We start from the raw sequence: 18,763 nt of genomic DNA, 5'->3' as shown, positions 1-18,763 counted from the left end.
ATCCCTCGTAATTATTCAATTTTGGAAGATCTAAAAAAATTGGATAAAGACAACATCAAAAAATAAACGGACTAATGAATACAATATATAAAGCAGAGATATTAAACTTTGAAACTATTTTGGCATTACCTGGTTATTGGAATAACCAAAAATATAAGGACTTGCTTGGAGTAATGGAATACGGAGATATTTCTGAAATTTCTGATGCAGAATTAAAAGATATGTGTTACATGTCTATAACTGAAAACGAACCAGAAGAAGCAGCAAGACTTATTTTAGGATATGTATTTAATGATAAATTGAATGCAGGCCAAATAGATAATCTTTCCAATGAAATGAGGGAAGAAAAAATGTGGGAAGAATATGCTGAAATAGGCTACCATGAGGACTTTTTTAATACTGGGCAAATCCTTTTTGACGCTTTCAACGGGAAGTTTCCACTTCCTGAAGCTGTAAAATTTGAGGTGAAAATTACTTCAGATAAATTAAAGGAGCTGTTACTAGAGAATAAAATTACCGAAGCAGCTATAATAAGATTGTTGGTTCAAGGAATGCCAGAACACACATTGATAAAAAGATTATTTACAGAACAATTAAGCTCTGAATCATTTGAAGAAGCCGAGAATATTATTTGGCAGATGAACACCGAAATACAATCAGACGATTCTGTATTAGTAACTGCAATCTCTTCTAAATATTTTTTCCTAGACTTAAAATATACTGAAAGCTTTGAGGGGAAAACCCACAATGACGCAGAAATAGTAGAGGAAGATTAGACCTTTCTAATTATATTTTGGAATATACTTATATGCTTAATGAAGGTAGATGACTTACATACTAATATTTTAAATCATCTAACAAAGGTGATAAGCCTTACTGAAAGTGAGCAGCAAGAATTTACTAGTATCTTAGAAGATATAAGAATTTCTAAAAAGAATTTTTTAATAGAACCGGGAGATCTGGTAAATTCAGAATATTATGTGGTTTCAGGTTGTTTAAAGGCCTATTACTTGGATGAAACTGGAGATAAACATATTATCCAGTTCGCTGTTGAGGATTGGTGGATATCAGATTTTGAAGCATTCTTTAATAAAGTGCCAGCTAAATTATATGTAGAAACTATAGAAGATTCTGTTCTTTTAGCCATTAATCGCGAAGCTTTAGAAATTCTGTACACTCGCATTCCCAAGTTCGAGCGTTTCTTTAGAATTAAAACCACCAACGCCTTTGTTTCATTACGAACTAGAATATTATCTACCCTTCAGAAAAGTGGAAAAGAACGCTATCTGGAGTTCTGCGAAACTTATCCTAAAATAGAACAACGGGTTCCAAATTATCATATTGCCAATTATCTGGGTTTGAAACCTGAGAGCCTAAGCAGAATACGAAAAGAAGTGCTTTAGCTTAACTTTTTTTAACACTACATCCTAACTTACATCAAGTAGTTTTAGCAGCTTTTGACTTAATTTTGTTTTTATAAATCAACAAAAACAAAAAATTATGAAAAATATACTTTTTGTACTGACCAGTAACGATAAAATGGGTGATACCGATAACAAAACCGGTTTCTGGATAGAAGAGTTTGCTGCACCTTACTATATTTTAACCGATGCAGGATACGATGTTACTTTGGCATCGCCACAAGGAGGACAGCCACCAATAGATCCAAATAGTGAAACAGAAGACGCTGCTACTGAAGATACCAAACGTTTTGATAAGGATAAGAAAACTCAGGAAGTTTTAGCCAATACTAAGAAATTAGAAGATGTAGATCAGAAAGATTTTGATGCAGTTTTCTACCCAGGAGGTCACGGTCTGTTATGGGATCTGGTAGAGAACAAAACTTCTAAGAAACTAATTGAATCATTTTTAGCAAACGACAAACCAATTTCATTTGTATGTCATGCGCCAGCAATTTTAAAGAATATTCAGGATGCTAATGGAAATGCTTTAGTAAAAGGTAGAAATGTTACCGGATTTACCAATGGCGAAGAAAAAGCGGTACAGTTAACAGATATTGTTCCTTTTCTTATTGAAGATATGATGAAGGAAAAAGGAGCAAACTATAGTAAAATTGGAGATTGGGAACCGTATGCATTAGAAGATGGACTTTTGATCACAGGTCAAAACCCAGCATCTTCTACTAAGGTAGCAGATTTATTAATGAAAAAATTAAAATAAGATATGAGTTCCAAACAAGAATTATTACAATCATATAAGTTAGGAGACTTAAACCTGTCTAATAGAGTCGTAATGGCACCAATGACAAGGGGAAGAGCAAACAATCCTGAAGACAAACCAACAGCCAGTTTACATGCTGAATATTATAAGCAGCGTGCAAGTGCCGGTCTTATTATTTCAGAAGGCTCACAGATCTCTAAAGATGCCGTTGGATATATTAATACACCTGGAATTTATACTGAAGAGCAGATTAAAGGGTGGAAGGAAGTAACTCAAGAAGTGCATAAAGCCAATGGAAAAATATTCATTCAGCTTTGGCATGTTGGGAGAATGTCTCACCCAGATTTTCATAAAGGGAAATTACCAATGGCACCTTCTGCAATTAATCCAAATGAAAAATCGTATACTACAGAAGGATTTAAAGACACAGTAGTTCCAAGAGAAATGTCTTTGGAAGATATTAAAACTACAATTTCCGACTTCAAAACTGCAGCAAAGAATTCAGTAGAAGCGGGGTTTGATGGAGTTGAAATTCATTCTTCAAATGGATATTTGTTTCATCAATTTTTCAATGCGACATCTAATCAAAGAAAAGATGAATATGGTGGAAGCATAGAAAATAGAGCAAGGATTCTTTTTGAAGTATTGGATGCTGTCAAAGAGGTAATTCCAGAAAATAGAGTAGGAGTAAGATTAAACCCTTCTATGCATGGCATTTTTGGATGTGTCCTGGATGAGCAAACTATTCCAACTTTCGATTATATTATAGAGAAACTGAACAACTATAACCTGTCCTATTTGCACTTGTCTGAACCTTTTACAGATGTTTCTGAAGTTCCTTTTGCAGAGACTGAAATTGCTAAAAGATACAGACCAATGTATAATGGCACCATAATTATAAATGGTGGATTTGATCAAGAAAAAGGGAACCGTGTAATAGCAGATGGAGATGCCGATATGGTAGCCTTTGGTAAACCATATATTTCTAATCCAGATCTAGTAGAACGTTTTGCCCAAAATATTCCTTTAGATAAATGGGATGAAGACACTTTATATTCTGGTGGTGCCAAGGGATACTTGGATTATGAGGTTAAAGCAGAAAGAGAAGCGGTTTTACAATAAGATACTCTTCTTAAGAAAAAAAAGCTCTTCAATTAATTTTGAAGAGCTTTTTTTTTTAACTATTTTAGAAAAGGTCTTCTAAAGTGGAGTGAGTTAACTATTTTTAATGATTTAGATAAGCGAAAATGGTTAAAACGGCAATGAGGCATTAAAATTTCCAAGCGATAAAGCGGCTCTTTTTATTACCCTGACTCATTGGGATAACTTTGTAAGTAGCCTTTAATTTATCCAGTTGCTTATATATTTTTGAAAGACTTTCTTTTTTAGAAATAAGAGAAGTGAACCAACCAACTTGCGTTTTGAAATCGGCACTTTCCTTGATCATTCGCTTTAAGAATAAAGCTTCTCCACCATTACACCATAATTCGTTAGATTCTCCACCAAAATTTAGAGGGCTTCCAATTTCTCTACCTAAATTCTTGGTCTTTCTTCTACTCGTTTTGGCCGCCTCTTCTTTTGAAGCATGAAAAGGAGGATTACACATACTAAAGTTGAAATATTCACCTTCCTTGATCACTCCTTTAAACATATTAGAATGATCATCTTGGTATCTTATTTCAATATTCTGACTTAATTTTTTAGTTGTATTTATATTATGTTGTGCTGCTGCCACCGCATTTTCATCGATATCTGCACCAACCATTTTCCAATGATAAATACTGTTCCCTAAAATTGGATAGATACAGTTGGCACCAACCCCAATATCTAGACCTTTAACTTCCGGAGTTAATTTCTCTTCAGCCAGAAGATCGGCTAGATGATGGATATAGTCTGCTCTTCCCGGTATTGGTGGAATTAAATATTTAGGCGGAATATTCCAGTCGGCCACCTTATAATGATGCTTTAAGAGCGCTTTATTTAAATGTAGAACAGCTTGATTATCACCAAAATCAATGGTTTTTTCAGCATTAGTATTGGTTATAATATATTGTGATAATTCTGGTTGTACTTTTTCAAGTTCTTCAAAATTATATGCTTCGTTATGTATGTTATTTGGATGCAAATGTGTGAGATTAATTAAAAACCAAAGATACGACCTTTATAATGGTTGAAATAACTTAACCGCCACAACTTCAGAAACCTCTAAAAGTATAGGATTTAGCTGTATTTTTGCAAAATGGCAAATAAAATTAAAGATCAGAGCGAAATCTTGGAAAAGATGGGGATAGCAAAACTTAATCCTATGCAGGAAGAGGCTTGCGAAGTTATAGGTGCAAACGCCAATGTCGTTTTATTATCACCTACTGGAACCGGAAAGACCTTAGCATTCTTATTACCAATTATAGAATTGTTGGATATGAATTCTAAGGAGGTTCAAGCCATGATCTTAGTTCCTTCCAGAGAACTTGCTATACAGATTGAGCAAGTGGTTAGAGAAATGGGTACTGGTTATAAGACCAATGCAGTTTATGGAGGTAGACCATTTTCTAAGGACAAAATTGAGTTGAAGCATGAACCTGCAATTTTAATAGGTACACCTGGAAGAGTTTCAGATCATTTAAGAAGAGAAACTTTTTCTGTGAATTCAATAAAAACTTTGGTATTAGATGAGTTTGATAAATCTTTAGAAGTTGGTTTTGAAGAACAAATGACAGAGATCATTAACGCCTTGCCAAATATTGAAAAACGAATTTTAACTTCGGCTACACAGCAAATAGAAATTCCGCGTTTTGTTGGATTAAAGGATGCTGTGCATATAAATTATCTGGTTGTCAAGAAGGTCTCTCAGCTTCAGATAAAAACTATAAATTCTGCTTCCAAAGATAAATTAGAATCTTTGAAAGAGGTTTTAGATCATATTGGCAACAAGCCGGGTATCATATTTTGTAATTTCAGAGATAGTATTCAAAGAGTGAGTGATTATTTAACTCAGAATCAAATAGGTCATGGTTGTTTCCATGGTGGTATGGAACAAAAAGACAGAGAGCGATCTCTAATTAAATTTAGAAATGGAACTCATAATATTATTGTGGCCACAGATCTTGCAGCCCGTGGATTGGATATTCCTGAATTAAATTTTATTATACATTATCAACTTCCGCTTAAAGAGGAAGAATTTACCCATAGAAATGGACGTACTGCTCGAATGAATGCGAGTGGGAATGCATATGTTATAAAATGGGTAAAGGAAGACCTTCCGGATTTCATAGAATTGGATGAGCTTAAGAATCTTTCTCCTAGAGAAACACCTTCTAAAACGATTTGGGAAACATTATTTGTTTCTGGCGGTAGAAAAGACAAGATCTCGAAAGGAGATATCGCCGGATTATTTATTAAACAAGGTAAGTTAGAAAAAGATGAGTTAGGTGCAATTGAGTTGAAACAGGATTGTTGTTTTGTTTCAGTCCCTGCAACTAAGGCAAAAGAGCTTATCTCCAATCTCAACAACACCAAACTAAAAAAGAAGAAAGTAAGAATAAAACTCGTTTAGTTTTGTTCTGTTTCAAAATCCAGCCCTCAAATAGGGAAAAAGCCTCTAGAAATCTCCAAAGGCTTTTTTTTTGTTTTAGGAAAGCTTATTTAATCCCTCATTGAGGGTTTAATTCCTCGAGTCTTGCCTCGAATTTTTAAAAGTATTTTCCAATTCATACCTCGTGGGCTTGCCCCGAGGTTCTTGATTTTTACAATAATTGTAACGATGCTATCCGTCATGCTGCTCTGACAACTATAGGAATTGTTTCAGCATTGTATTTATTTGGATTAAGACCCTGAAACTCCCGACGATTCTGGACAGGGTGACTAGAAAATTTCAAAGAGTGTAATTTTGTTTAAAAAAAATTACATAGATCTATGTTTTGAGGCTCTTTCTTTCATAGAATCGTACATAGTATTCACCTTTTTATCGAACTCCAAAGGATCATTAAAGTTTTCCTTGTTATTTTCTATACGTTCTTTTCCACCCATAATAACATCTATTTCTTCATTTTTTAATCCTTTAAGAGTGTCTTCTGCAACCATTTTAGGGGTGTCCATATTTTTAGAAGAAGCGCTTTCCATCATTGGAGTATCTGTGGCGGTTGGATAAACCGTCATAACATGAATTGGGAAATCTTTCAACTCCCGTCTCATAGCTTCAGAAAATTGTTTTACCGCAGCTTTCGTAGCAGCATAGGTTGCATAAAATGGCATTCCTATTAATCCTAAACCTGAAGATATATTTATAATGGCTGCATCTTTACTTTTCTTAAGCAAAGGAAGAGCATGTTTGGTGAGCAATATAAGTCCTGTGGTATTGATATTTTGTTGAGCAATAATATCTTCATCAGAAATGTCCTCTAAAGCACCAGCGCTTACTACACCTGCATTATTTATAAGAACATCAATTTCTTTCCATTCCTTTTTGACCGAATTTATCACTTCTTTAATGTCATCTAATTTTGAAACATCTCCCTGAATAAAACTAAATGTTGCTTTAGGAAATTCGGTTTTTAGTTTCTTCATTTTATCCACATCTCTTCCAACAACAGCAAAAGTGCTAGCGCCGTTCTTATGAAATTCAGTGATTAATGCTTTCCCAATTCCGCTAGAACCTCCGGTGATTAAAATTTTCTTATTTTCAAAATTCTTCATTGCTATATTTTTTAAATCTATTGAAAGATAAAGTTTTGGTGTTTTATTTTTACTAAAGTCGACTTAAAAAATTGACTGAAACAGGATTATACTGTGAAAGTTCTATTAAAAGAGTATAGTTGTAAAAAAGAAATTATAGGGATACGATTAGATATAAACATTTTCAATCCTGCCTATACTTTATGGTAGATAATAAAATTATATTTGCAGACTGAAAATTTGATATAATGGGTTCTGAGAAAGATGAGATAAAAGGAAATTTAAGTAAAGCAGAAATTAATCTGTGCATCTCTATGTTAGAGTCATTAGTTGAAGATTCTAATCAGATTTTCGATCTTTCTGAAGAAAAACGAATCGCCTTAATGAAGGCTGCCGGAGCATTAACACGCCCAAGTAGAGATGATTTTATTAAGAGAAAGAAAGATTCTAAAAAGGCTGCAAAAAGGAAGATGATCGAACGGGATAAACATGCCCGAAAAGAAACCGGGATTAGAAGCGCCAGAGAAGCCACAATTTTTATTGCTCCCAGTCTTGTTGAAGTTCCCGCAGATGAACGCCCAGAATTAGAATCTCCTCGTAACTGTTATGTGTGCAAGACTTTGTATACTAAGTTGCATCATTTTTATGATACTATGTGTACACAATGTGGTGACTTTAATTATGCCAAGCGTTATCAAACTGCCGATCTAACGGGTCAAGTTGCAGTAGTAACAGGATCTAGATTAAAAATTGGGTACCATATAACACTTATGCTATTAAAAGCAGGGGCAACAGTAGTTGCAACTACCAGATTCCCTGTAGATTCAGCCTTGCGATTTTCTAAAGAATATGATTTTCAAGAATGGGGAGATCGCTTAAAGATCCATGGATTGGACCTTAGACATATTCCTAGTGTAGAGATCTTCTGTAATTTTATAGAGCAACGCTATGAGAGATTAGATATTCTAATAAATAATGCTGCTCAAACCGTACGTAGACCCTCAGGATTTTTTGCGCATTTAATGGAAAAAGAAGAACTACCATATGACTCATTACCTCAGTTTGCGAAAGATCTATTAACAGATCACTATAATTCTTTGCAAGAATTAAAATCATTAACAGAAGGGTCTTCTAATAATCAAAATAATGTTTTGCCGGTAACCTGGCATGGACCGGAACCAGGAATTGGATTAAGAGCTTCTGCCAAACTATCACAGATCCCTTACAGTTTTGATAATTCACTTTCCACCAAAGAAGTTTTTCCAGAAGGAAAATTAGATGCAGATCTTCAACAGGTGGATCTTAGAAAGACCAATAGTTGGAGATTAAGATTAGGGGAGATAGAAACCACAGAAATGATCGAGGTTCAGTTAGTAAATTCGGTTGCTCCATTTGTTTTATGTAATCGTCTTTCAGATCTAATGAAAAAGGAGAAAACTGGTAAGAAGCATATTATTAACGTTTCTGCTATGGAAGGAAAGTTCCATAGATTCAAAAAAGAAGATAGACATCCACATACCAATATGGCGAAGGCTGCATTGAATATGATGACGCATACTTCTGCAGCAACTTTTGCTAAAGATGGGATTTTCATGAATGCTGTAGATACCGGTTGGGTAACAGATGAAGATCCTGCAGAATTGTCTAAGAAAAAAGTGGAAGTTCATGATTTTCAACCACCTTTGGATATTGTGGATGGTGCAGCCAGAGTAATGGATCCATTATTCGATGGAATAAACACGGGTAAGCATTGGTGTGGAAAATTCCTTAAAGATTATAGACCAATTGACTGGTAAGAAATAAAAAAATTAAATTAGATAACCTATGGATAATAATAAAATACCTCAAAAACAGCATAACAATCAATTACACGGAGTAAAATTGGTTGATATTATCGAGCGTTTGGTAGAAAAGCATGGATGGGAGAAAATGGGGGAGATGTTACCTATTAGGTGTTTCACTCACGATCCTTCTGTGAAATCAAGCTTGAAATTTTTAAGAAAAACACCTTGGGCAAGAGATAAGGTGGAGAAAATTTATATGCAAGATTTATAATTTTTGATTGTCATTTCAAAAGGAGTATAGCGGACTGAAGAATTTCAAAGTAGCATGATGTTTCTTTAAGAGATTCCTCCTTCGTCGGAATGACAAAGCTTAATAGCTGTCATTCTGAAAGGAGCATAGCGAATTGAAGAATCTCAAAGAAGCATAATGTTTCTGTAAGAGATTCCTAATTTTGTCGGAACGACAAAGCTTAATAGTTGTCATTCTGAAAGGAGCATAGCGAATTGAAGAATCCCAAAGTAGCATGATGTTTCTGTAAGAGATTCCTCCTTCGTCGGAATGACGAAGCTTAATAGTTGTCATTCTGAAAGGAGCATAGCGAATTGAAGAATCTCAAAGAAGCATAATGTTTCTGTAAGATATTCCTCCTAACGTCGGAATGACAAAGCTTAATAGTTGTCATTCTGAAAGGAACATAGCGAATTGAAGAATCTCAAAGAAGCAGATGTAACATTATAAGAGATTCCTCCTTTTGTAGGAATGATGAAGCTTAATAGTTGTCATTCTGAAAGTAGCATAGCGAATTGAAGAATCTCAACTTCAATATTTCATCAAAATTATTTTTATCTTAATCTGATGAAAACTTTAGGCACACATAACTACTACACTTATATTCTCACTAATAAAAACAAAACAGTTTTATATATAGGAGTTACCAATAATCTGAGAATAAGGTTAGAGTACCATAGAAACCCGAATGAGCCAAAAAATAATTTCACTACGAAATATAAGTGCTTCTACTTAATATATTATGAACATTTTCAGGACATCAATATAGCTATTGGAAGAGAGAAAGAGCTGAAAGGATGGAGTAGAGAAAAGAAGGAGATTCTAATAAATTCAACCAATCCCAATTGGGAGTTTTTAAATGATAGAATATAACGAAATGTCATTCTGATCATTGCGAAGAATATTTAAGAAACTGAAGTAATGTTATAAGAGATTCCTCCTAACGTCGGAATGACAAAGCTCAATAGTTGTCATTCTGAAAGAAGCATAGCGAATTGAAGAATCTCAAAGTAGGATGATGTTTCTGTAAGAGATTCCTCCTTTTGTAGGAATGACGAAGCTTAATAGTTGTCATCCTGAAATGAGCATAGCGAATTGAAGAATCTCAAAGTAGCATGATGTTTCTGTAAGAGATTCCTCCTTTTGTAGGAATGACGAAGCTTAATAGTTGTCATCCTGAAATGAGCATAGCGAATTGAAGAATCTCAAAGTAGGATGATGTTTCTGTAAGAGATTCCTCCTAACGTCGGAATGACAAAAGCCTTGTAATTGTCATTCTGAAAGGAAGCGCAGCGAATTGAAGAATCTCAAAGTAGCAGAATTAAATTTCATAAGAGTTTCCTCCTAACGTCGGAATGACAACTTTTGTTCTATGTCATTCTGAACGAAGCGCAGCGAATTGAAGAATCTCAAAGTAGCAGAATTAAATTTTATAAAAGTTTCCTCCTAACGTCGGAATGACAAAAGCCTTGTAATTGTCATTCTGAAAGGAGCGTAGCGGATTGAAGAATCTCAAAGTAGCAGAATTAAATTTTATAAGAGCTTCCTCCTACCGTCGGAATGACAACTTTTTATTCTGTCTCATTCTGAACATAGTGAAGAATCTCAATGTACTAGAAATATGGTAATAAGAAATCCCTCCTTCGTCGGAATGACAAATAAAAAATGCACGAATATCATATAGAATATTCGTGCATTTCTGTTTTAATTAGTGCCGCTATTTACTTTCTGCGATCCAACTATCTATTTTATTCTCTAACAATTCTAAAGGCACACATACAGTTTCTAGAACCTGATTGTGATACTGTCTTATATCAAATTTATCACCTAATTCCTTTTTCGCCCTTTCTCTTAATTCTATGATCTTAAGTTGTCCGATCTTATAAGAAAGTGCCTGACCAGGATTGGCCATGTACCTTTCAATTTCAGAAGTTATTCCTGCTTCAGACTCTGCTTCGTTTTTCATAGAATATTGAATTGCTTGTTCTCTCGTCCATCCTTTAGAATGTAAGCCTGTATCTACAACCAATCTTACTGCTCGATGCATTTCTGCACCTAACATTCCGAAGTATTGGTAAGGATCTGTATAGAGTCCCAATTCTTTTCCTAAGGATTCTGAGTACAAAGCCCAACCTTCACCATATCCGCTATACCATAATGTCTTTCTGAAATCTGGCAGCAAAGTGCTTTCTTGAGTTAAAGAGATTTGGTAATGATGTCCCGGAATTGCTTCATGCAAGAATAATGATTCATCCGAATATATATTGTAAGTCGGTGCATCTGGAATTGGTACATAAAAAATTCCCGGTCTTGTTCCGTCTAAAGAACCTTGGTTATATTCGGCGCTTGCAGAATTTTCTCTGAAAGCTTCAGTTCTTCTAACTTCAAATTGAGTTTTTGGAGTAACATCAAATAATTTATCCAACTGAGGTTTCATCTTTTCATGGATCGCATTAAAATTTGCGATAATATCTTCAGGTTTACTATAAGGCATTAACTCCTTATTCTCTCTAACATAATTAAAGAATGACTTTAGATCTCCCTTGAATCCGATTTGCTCTTTTACTTTTTCCATTTCTGAAGAGATACGCGCCACTTCATCCAATCCTAATTGATGGATCTCTGCCGCCGTCATATCTGTAGTGGTATATAGCTTTATTTGATGCTTATAATAAGCTTCTCCATTTGGGATAGCTGCAATTCCGCTGGTGGTTCTACCATCCGGTAAGTATTCATTCTTAACAAAATCATGCAATTTTTGATAAGCAGGAATCACTCTATTATTGATCATAGAAGTATAAGACTCCTTTAATTTGGTTTTTTCTTCTTCAGAAAAACCTTCAGGAAAATTAGTGATTGGAGTGTAGAAAAGATGCTTATTTAGATCTTTTTCGGTCATAGCTTCTAATTGAGGAATCACTTTAACGATCAAGGATTTTGGTAATACATAAGCTTCCTTCATTCCTTCCCTCAACTTTTCTTCAACGGAATTCATCCAAATTAGATAGCCATCTACACGCTTTTCCCAATTTTTATAATCTTCTACAGTTTTAAATGGCTGCGAACTCATTCCACTTGCCAATTGTCCCATATTTAAGTTAACAGACCACATTTGGTCTATAGGAAAGAATTCAGAATTACGAAATTTTAAGGTTTCCAAATTTATATCAGTTTCCCATTTTAATATCGCCTTGCTCATCTGCTCGGTTTCAGAAAGATCTGAATTGTCAAACTTTGCAATCTTTTCTTGATAAGAAGTATAATAGTTTTTCAATGAATCTCTGTATGCTTCAGAAAGGGTATTAGGAAATTGATCGTTATACCTATTATCTCCTGCCGCTGTTGCACTTAATGGATTCAGTTTAAGACCGTCTTCATAATAGTTTCCTAGCAACTCATTAAATTCTACTCCAATTTTATTTTCAGAAGAATTTTCTTGTTTTGGTTCGTCTTTACAGCTAATAATCAAAAGACTTATTAATCCTATAGTAACTATTTTTTTAATCATTGAAATAAATTTAAAATTAATGCTATAAATGTAGTGGAATTCTAATTGAATTATAATCAGACCAATAATTTTTATTGAAGCTAATATTTCTACTTTTAAAAAATTTACAAGACTTTGATTTTAAGGGTTTTATATATTTTAAGAATGATGCCTATAATTAAATCACATTTTCTCTTTTAAGTAGAGCTATAAATTTTATATTTGCAGCTAATTATCGAGAATCTCAAAAAGAGATAGCAACCTGCATTAACAAGCAAGGTGCTAAAATGATAAGCCATTTCTTTGGAACAAATGTTAATCACTACTTCCTTTTTATTGCTTTAATTTCCTTTATTGAGATTCATAAAAATTTTGATTTATGAATAATTCTATTGAGACTGAAAAGAAGGGAAATTTTTATGCATTACTACCCTTATTTTTATTTGTTTTAACTTTTTTAGGTGCTGGTATCTATTTAGACGATTTTTATGCATTGCCTTCTCCAATTGCAGTAATACTAGGAATAGTGTTAGCACTAGTCATGTTCAAAGACTCGATTAATATCAAAATAGCTACTCTCTTAAAAGGCTGTGGAGATGACAAAATATTAACCATGTGTCTTATTTATTTGTTAGCAGGTGCCTTTACAGTGGTTTGTAAAGCAACTGGAAGCGTAGATGCTATTGTAGAACTTGGCTTACAATATATTTCAATTCAGTGGTTGTACGCAGGGGTATTTATAATTGCAGCATTTCTCTCTATAGCAACCGGTACTTCTGTTGGAGCAATTGTAGCATTAGGAGCAGTTGTAATAGGTTTTGCAGATACTACGGAGGTGTCTTTAGCAATATTGAGTGCCTCGCTTTTGGGAGGTGCAATGTTTGGGGATAACTTGTCTATTATATCAGATACCACTATCGCTGCTACCCAATCTTTGCAAGTAAATATGAAAGATAAATTTAGGCAGAACATAATTATTGCGGGACCGGTAGCAGTTGTTACCATTGGAATTTTACTTTATCAAGGTTTTGCACTAGATGATAGTATTAAATTAGACTCATCTAATTCAATAGAAATTATTAAAATAGTGCCTTATCTATTAGTGCTAACACTTGCCGTTGTTGGAATAAACGTTTTTGTAGTGCTATTTATAGGAATTCTGGCTGCAGGATTTTTAGGGATCTATTACGGAGATTTTGGATTGCTCGAATTCGCAAGATTATCCTATGAAGGATTTACAAGTATGACAGAGATTTTTCTGCTTTCTTTATTAACCGGTGGTTTAGCAGCATTGGTAACCAAAGCAGGAGGAATCACATTTCTAATAAATTTTATCACAACTAAAATGAATTCTAAAACTGCATATTTTGGGATCTCTGGTTTGGTAGGTGTTACAAACATGGCTATCGCTAATAATACAGTTTCAATTATTATAATTGGTCCCATTGCAAAACGACTAAATGATCGGTTTAAACTGAATCCAAAAAAAGTAGCCTCAGTCCTAGATATTTTTGCCTGTGTAGTGCAAGGTTTATTACCTTATGGAGCTCAATGTCTTATAATTTTAAGTTTGGCTGATGGAAAAATAGATTACTTAGATCTTGTAAGTAACTCATGGTATCTTTGGTTATTATTAATAGGTACTCTCCTTTATATTCAGTTAACATCCAGGAATACTCCTCCTAAGATTCCAACTGAAAAAGAGTTGATTTTGGAAAAGGGTTTAGCTAATTAATTTGCGATTTTATAAAAATGAAACCGTAGAGTTTTAGAATATTTTACGACCATTAAAACTATAACTTTAAATCGTTACTGTTTTTAGAATTCACACGTTATTTATATCTAAAACACAAAGGTCAAAAGTATAAAACCATTAAGGCCTTCCTTGGGAAACCAGTGATCCATTTTTATATTGCGCTCATCACAGAGATGAATAACCTGAGGGAAATGAACACATAGGGCCTGCAGTGCCTTTAGATGGAAGAAAAATAGGTCAATATTTTACTATTAAAGATGGTTGGAGAATGTATCATGCTAGCACTATGCTTGGGTTTCCATTTCATCCACATCGCAAATTTGAAACTATATCCATCAACAACGAAGGCTATGTAGATCATACAGATTCTTCAGGAACTGCAGGAGCTGCAGGCAGATTTGATGCCGGAGATGTGAAATGGATGACTGAGGGGAATGGGATTCAGTATTTAGAAATGTTTCCACTTGTATAAGAAAATTAAATATGAAATTATATAAGCAGTCTTTTTAGACTGCTTTTTGTCTTTTACATAAAAAAAATATTTCTACTTGTTATTTCTGCAGTTTCTAATATATATAGTCCAGAAGACGCTTTGTATAGAGGCTTATTTATTGGAAGTTTAACTACTGGATTGTTAATCATGCTGGGCGGATTTTTTTATCGAAATTTCAATGACAAACTTTTTATTTCGGTTGAAAGTGATTATAAAAAGGATAAGGCAATATTCTTAAATAATGAAACAAAAAGGATGGAGAAAGTACTTGATGATTTTTCGTCGTTTCAAATCATATTTACCATTATCATCATTTTGGCAATTGGAGTTATTATTATCTCATTTAAGATCCCATACATTTCAGGGATTTACTTAGCAATTAGTATATTATTAATTGGGATCATGCTTATTGAAGCTATATCTAAATCTTCTATAGATCACTATTATGAAGAATTACAAAAGGCTCATAGCTCCAATTCTATTTTACAAGATACAGAGTAGATTTCTAAGTCTGTATGGATTTATAACGTGATCATCAGAAGATTACAAACAATATTAGCCATTATAATAAGTATTTCTCTGAGTAACAGCTAAATATAAATTAATAGCCCCTATCTTGCCCTTTCTAATATACAGGTTACAATTAAAAAATAACTACTTGTTATATATTACCCTAAAAATCACCCTAAAATGAAAACTATCAATATTAAAGAATTAAGCGAATTAGTTAATGGAGAATTAATTGGAGATACAAGTTTGCATATTACTGGATCAGAACAATTAGAAAGAGCTCAAAGTAGTCACATTTCTTTTATTGGAAAAAAAAAATATATTAAGCTTTGGAACGCATCCAAAGCAATGGCAGCTATAATTAACAATAATATAAATCTTGAACCAGAAGAAGGACAAGCTTTAATTCGCGTTAAAAATGCAGATCTGGCAATGGTTAAAATATTGGAAGCCTTTAATCCTGGGCTGCCTCAACTAGAATCTGAAATCCATGCCACTGCAACTATTCACGAAACTGCCAAGATAGGAGCTAATTGTATTATTGGAGCAGGATCTTATGTTGGTAAAGATGTTGTCTTGGGAGATAATGTTTTCCTATATCCTAATGTTACTATTCTAGATGAAACAAATATCGGAAACAATACTACTATCTGGTCTGGAACTGTGATCAGGGAACGAACTGAAATTGGAAGTCATTGTATTTTTCATAGCAATGTCAGCATAGGATCTGATGGTTTTGGTTATAGACCAAGTGACGATGGCCGCGGATTGGTTAAAATTCCACAAATCGGGAATGTGGTTATTGGAAATCAAGTAGAAATTGGTGCAAATTCCTGTGTGGATCGTGGAAAATTCAGTTCTACTGTCATTGGTGATGGATGTAAGATCGATAATTTGGTTCAAATTGGACATAACTCAGTAATGGGACGTTCATGTATCATGGCTGGAGGAAGTGGTCTTGCTGGTTCTGTTACCTTAGGAGATGGGGTGATAATTGGAGGTAGCGCTTCTATAAAAGATCATATTACCGTACATTCTGGTGCAACTGTAGGTGGAGGCTCTGGTGTAATGAGTGATGTTGCTGCAGGAAAAACTGTTTTGGGTTATCCTGCGTGTGATTCCAAGGATATGCTTAAGCAATGGATTGCCCTAAGAAGCCTTGCTAAAAACTAAGAATTTCAAATCTTCATTTTAAAGGAATATTCTTTAGCTCAATTTTCATTGAAAATAATGGCTGATTTTTCACTGATTAAAAGCGAAAAGAGTACTTACCTTTGTCAAAAAATATTTTATGTCAAATCAGTTTTCCAGTTTAGGGATATCAGCAGAGATCACTAAAAGTTTAGAAGAATTAAATATCTCTGTTCCAACTGAGATACAAGAGAAAACAATTCCTATTCTGCTATCAAAAACTGAAGACTTTGTTGGTTTAGCAAAAACTGGTACGGGGAAAACTGCGGCATTCGGGTTGCCTTTACTACAACTTATAAATGCTGAAGAATCTCATATTCAAGCAGTAATTTTAGTTCCTACAAGGGAACTAGGTCATCAGATACTGAGCAACTTTGAAAGTTATGCTACCAATTTACCAGATGTTTCAATTACTGCTACTTGTGGAGGAATTCCTATTAAACCACAGATCGAAAGATTATCCAAGCCCACACATATTGTAATTGCGACTCCGGGAAGGCTTATAGATCTTATAAAACGCAAGGCCATAGACCTTTCTATGGTAAACTATTTGGTATTGGATGAAGCCGATGAAATGGTGACTTCATTAAAAGATGGTCTAGATGAGATCGTGGCAGAACTTCCGAAGAAAAGGAGAACCTTATTATTCTCTGCAACGCTTCCAGGAACCATCAAGCAACTTATCCAAAATTATATGTCTAAACATGTAATCCAGATAAGTGCTAATATGGAGACTGTTGGGAATCAAGAAATAGATCATCAATTTGTAGTGGTAGAACCTATCGAGAAATTGGAGGTTTTAATGCATTTTTTATCCTCAAAAGAAGGAGAACGCGGAATTATATTTTGTAAGACCAAAGCTGCAGTAAATAAACTGGCTAAGAATTTAGCCATCAACAAATTTTCTTCAGGAGCTTTACACGGTAGTTTATCCCAGCCAATTCGGGATCGCATCATGAAACAGTTTAGAGAAGGACATATAAATATTCTTGTAGCTACAGATCTTGCTGCCCGCGGAATAGATGTAAAAGAGATTTCCTATGTGGTGAATTACCATTTGCCAGATGTGTATGAGGTTTATGTGCATAGAAGTGGTAGAACGGCTAGGGCAGGAGCAAAGGGGCTTTCTTTAACCGTGATCCAAAATGAAGAAATTCCTGATATTGCTGAATTTCAAGATGAATTGGGAATAGTTTTCAAAGAATATTCTAAACCCGATGCCCAAAGTGTAGAAGATAATAATACGCTGTTATGGGCAAAGCAAATTTTTAAAACTAAGCCTAACCACAATCTTTCTTTCGAATTAAAAGATAGAGTAAAGACCATTTTTCATCACTTAACTAAAGATGAATTAATAGAGAAAATGCTGGCTTCTTATATCTTAAATACTAAGAATGACAGCATGCCTAATAATGAGCCGCCTAAAAAGAAACGTAGGTAAGTTTTAATCCCTCATTGAGGGTTTAATTCCTCGAGGCCTGCCCGAAACATTCAGGCGGGCTTGCCTCGAATTTTTAAAAGTATTTTCCAATTCATACCTCGTGGGCTTGCCCCGAGGTTCTTGATTTAAAGGTTAATATTTAAGAATCTTTACTTTTAGCCTGTAAAAACAGATCTATGGAATATGTAATACACAAAGCAGATACAAGGGGCCATGCAAATCATGGATGGTTAGATAGCCACCATAGCTTTAGTTTTGCAAATCATCATAACCCTGAAAGAATGAATTTTGGAGTGTTACGTGTCTTAAATGATGATATAGTAAGTGCAGGAATGGGATTTGGTAATCATCCTCACCAGAATATGGAAATTATTTCTATTCCTTTAGAAGGTGACTTACAGCATAAAGACAGCTTAGGGAATTTAAGTGTGATCCGGGAAGGGGATATCCAAATATTAAGTGCCGGTACAGGGATCTCACATTCAGAATACAACAGGAATAAAGGAGAACAGGTAAAGTTTCTTCAGATATGGATCTTTCCAAACAAGAGAGATCTTGCTCCCAGATATGACCAGATCTCGATTAGGGATCTTCAGAAAAAAAATGAATTTTATCAGGTGCTTTCTCCAAATTCAGATGATGACGGGGTATGGATAAATCAAGAGGCTTGGTTTTCTATGGGAGAATTCGAAAAAGGTGTTTCTTGCCAGTACGAACTTCATAATAAAAATAATGGCGTTTATATATTTGTCCTTGAGGGATCTATAAGCATAGATTACCATAAACTCGAAAAACGAGATGGTTTTGGAATCTGGAAAATAGATAAATTTGAGGTGATTGCAGGTTCAAATGCTAAGCTCCTTTTAATGGAAGTTCCAATGCAAATAAGTTGATTTTGGATGATTTAAAAATAGATTCGAATAATTAGATAAAAAGCTGTAATTTCGCGCCTTATTTAAA

Annotated in this window: 17 protein-coding genes and 1 riboswitch; of the genes, 14 read left to right on the top strand and 3 right to left on the bottom strand. The window is 34.3% G+C overall.

The window, feature by feature from the left end; translation table 11 throughout:
• Positions 1–74 precede the first annotated feature (74 nt).
• The 4 genes from H033_RS0112785 to H033_RS0112770 all read left to right on the top strand — a co-directional run bounded on the left by H033_RS0112785 (position 75) and on the right by H033_RS0112770 (position 3,303).
• Positions 75–776, top strand: coding sequence for a hypothetical protein (locus H033_RS0112785; protein WP_026838659.1), 702 nt, complete (start codon positions 75–77; stop codon positions 774–776).
• A 39-nt stretch (positions 777–815) separates the two neighbouring features.
• Entirely contained in the window at positions 816–1,403 is a 588-nt protein-coding gene (locus H033_RS0112780) for a Crp/Fnr family transcriptional regulator (RefSeq protein ID WP_034886217.1), read from the top strand.
• Positions 1,404–1,500: 97 nt separating this feature from the next.
• Positions 1,501–2,181 carry a type 1 glutamine amidotransferase domain-containing protein gene (locus H033_RS0112775; RefSeq protein ID WP_026838657.1) on the top strand — a complete coding sequence of 227 codons (681 nt, stop codon included), beginning with the start codon at positions 1,501–1,503 and terminating at the stop codon, positions 2,179–2,181.
• Positions 2,182–2,184: 3 nt separating this feature from the next.
• Positions 2,185–3,303: an alkene reductase gene (locus H033_RS0112770; RefSeq protein ID WP_026838656.1), complete on the top strand. Its 1,119-nt coding sequence runs from the start codon at positions 2,185–2,187 to the stop codon at positions 3,301–3,303.
• 148 nt (positions 3,304–3,451) lie between these two features.
• Here H033_RS0112770 and rlmF read toward each other — a convergent pair whose 3' ends face one another.
• The gene (rlmF, locus tag H033_RS0112765) at positions 3,452–4,306 is read right to left on the bottom strand and encodes a 23S rRNA (adenine(1618)-N(6))-methyltransferase RlmF (protein ID WP_026838655.1); all 855 of its coding nucleotides are present in this window, start codon (positions 4,304–4,306) and stop codon (positions 3,452–3,454) included.
• Positions 4,307–4,420: 114 nt separating this feature from the next.
• Here rlmF and H033_RS0112760 point away from each other — a divergent pair, with 114 nt between their 5' ends.
• Complete coding sequence (locus H033_RS0112760) at positions 4,421–5,734, top strand: DEAD/DEAH box helicase (protein ID WP_026838654.1); 1,314 nt, start codon at positions 4,421–4,423, stop codon at positions 5,732–5,734.
• Positions 5,735–6,081: 347 nt separating this feature from the next.
• Here H033_RS0112760 and H033_RS0112755 read toward each other — a convergent pair whose 3' ends face one another.
• Positions 6,082–6,873 carry an SDR family NAD(P)-dependent oxidoreductase gene (locus tag H033_RS0112755; protein ID WP_026838653.1) on the bottom strand — a complete coding sequence of 264 codons (792 nt, stop codon included), beginning with the start codon at positions 6,871–6,873 and terminating at the stop codon, positions 6,082–6,084.
• Between the two features lie 227 nt (positions 6,874–7,100).
• Here H033_RS0112755 and H033_RS0112750 point away from each other — a divergent pair, with 227 nt between their 5' ends.
• From H033_RS0112750 to H033_RS0112740, 3 genes are all read left to right on the top strand, one after another.
• A complete protein-coding gene (locus H033_RS0112750; RefSeq protein ID WP_026838652.1) occupies positions 7,101–8,648 on the top strand; it encodes an SDR family NAD(P)-dependent oxidoreductase in 1,548 nt (515 codons plus the stop codon).
• Between the two features lie 28 nt (positions 8,649–8,676).
• Entirely contained in the window at positions 8,677–8,907 is a 231-nt protein-coding gene (locus tag H033_RS0112745; protein ID WP_026838651.1) for a VF530 family DNA-binding protein, read from the top strand.
• Between the two features lie 585 nt (positions 8,908–9,492).
• Complete coding sequence (locus H033_RS0112740; RefSeq protein WP_034886215.1) at positions 9,493–9,798, top strand: GIY-YIG nuclease family protein; 306 nt, start codon at positions 9,493–9,495, stop codon at positions 9,796–9,798.
• An 844-nt stretch (positions 9,799–10,642) separates the two neighbouring features.
• On the opposite strand, the gene H033_RS0112735 is transcribed toward H033_RS0112740, so the two are convergent.
• Positions 10,643–12,433: a DUF885 domain-containing protein gene (locus H033_RS0112735; protein WP_034886213.1), complete on the bottom strand. Its 1,791-nt coding sequence runs from the start codon at positions 12,431–12,433 to the stop codon at positions 10,643–10,645.
• Positions 12,434–12,639: 206 nt separating this feature from the next.
• A riboswitch (SAM-I-IV-variant riboswitch) is annotated at positions 12,640–12,735 on the top strand.
• A 56-nt stretch (positions 12,736–12,791) separates the two neighbouring features.
• Between H033_RS0112735 and H033_RS0112730 the strand changes: the two genes are divergently transcribed.
• The 6 genes from H033_RS0112730 (at position 12,792) to H033_RS0112705 (ending at position 18,696) form a co-directional block, all read left to right on the top strand.
• Positions 12,792–14,147: a Na+/H+ antiporter NhaC family protein gene (locus H033_RS0112730; protein ID WP_026838648.1), complete on the top strand. Its 1,356-nt coding sequence runs from the start codon at positions 12,792–12,794 to the stop codon at positions 14,145–14,147.
• 232 nt (positions 14,148–14,379) lie between these two features.
• A complete protein-coding gene (locus tag H033_RS21380) occupies positions 14,380–14,640 on the top strand; it encodes a pirin family protein (RefSeq protein WP_231367615.1) in 261 nt (86 codons plus the stop codon).
• A gap of 276 nt (positions 14,641–14,916) precedes the next feature.
• Entirely contained in the window at positions 14,917–15,162 is a 246-nt protein-coding gene (locus H033_RS0112720) for a hypothetical protein (protein ID WP_155827812.1), read from the top strand.
• A 189-nt stretch (positions 15,163–15,351) separates the two neighbouring features.
• On the top strand, positions 15,352–16,344 hold the full coding sequence (lpxD, locus tag H033_RS0112715) for a UDP-3-O-(3-hydroxymyristoyl)glucosamine N-acyltransferase (RefSeq protein ID WP_026838645.1): 993 nt from the start codon (positions 15,352–15,354) through the stop codon (positions 16,342–16,344).
• 118 nt (positions 16,345–16,462) lie between these two features.
• The gene (locus H033_RS0112710; RefSeq protein WP_026838644.1) at positions 16,463–17,803 is read left to right on the top strand and encodes a DEAD/DEAH box helicase; all 1,341 of its coding nucleotides are present in this window, start codon (positions 16,463–16,465) and stop codon (positions 17,801–17,803) included.
• 176 nt (positions 17,804–17,979) lie between these two features.
• Positions 17,980–18,696, top strand: a complete 717-nt coding sequence (locus H033_RS0112705; protein ID WP_026838643.1) for a pirin family protein — start codon at positions 17,980–17,982, stop codon at positions 18,694–18,696.
• Positions 18,697–18,763 lie beyond the last annotated feature (67 nt).

The sequence above is a fragment of the Gillisia sp. JM1 genome (genome assembly GCF_000424645.1).
In the GTDB taxonomy this organism is placed as follows: domain Bacteria; phylum Bacteroidota; class Bacteroidia; order Flavobacteriales; family Flavobacteriaceae; genus Gillisia.
The sequence above is the reverse complement of the archived record's forward strand: the minus strand, read 5'-3'. Positions and strand labels throughout refer to the sequence as shown.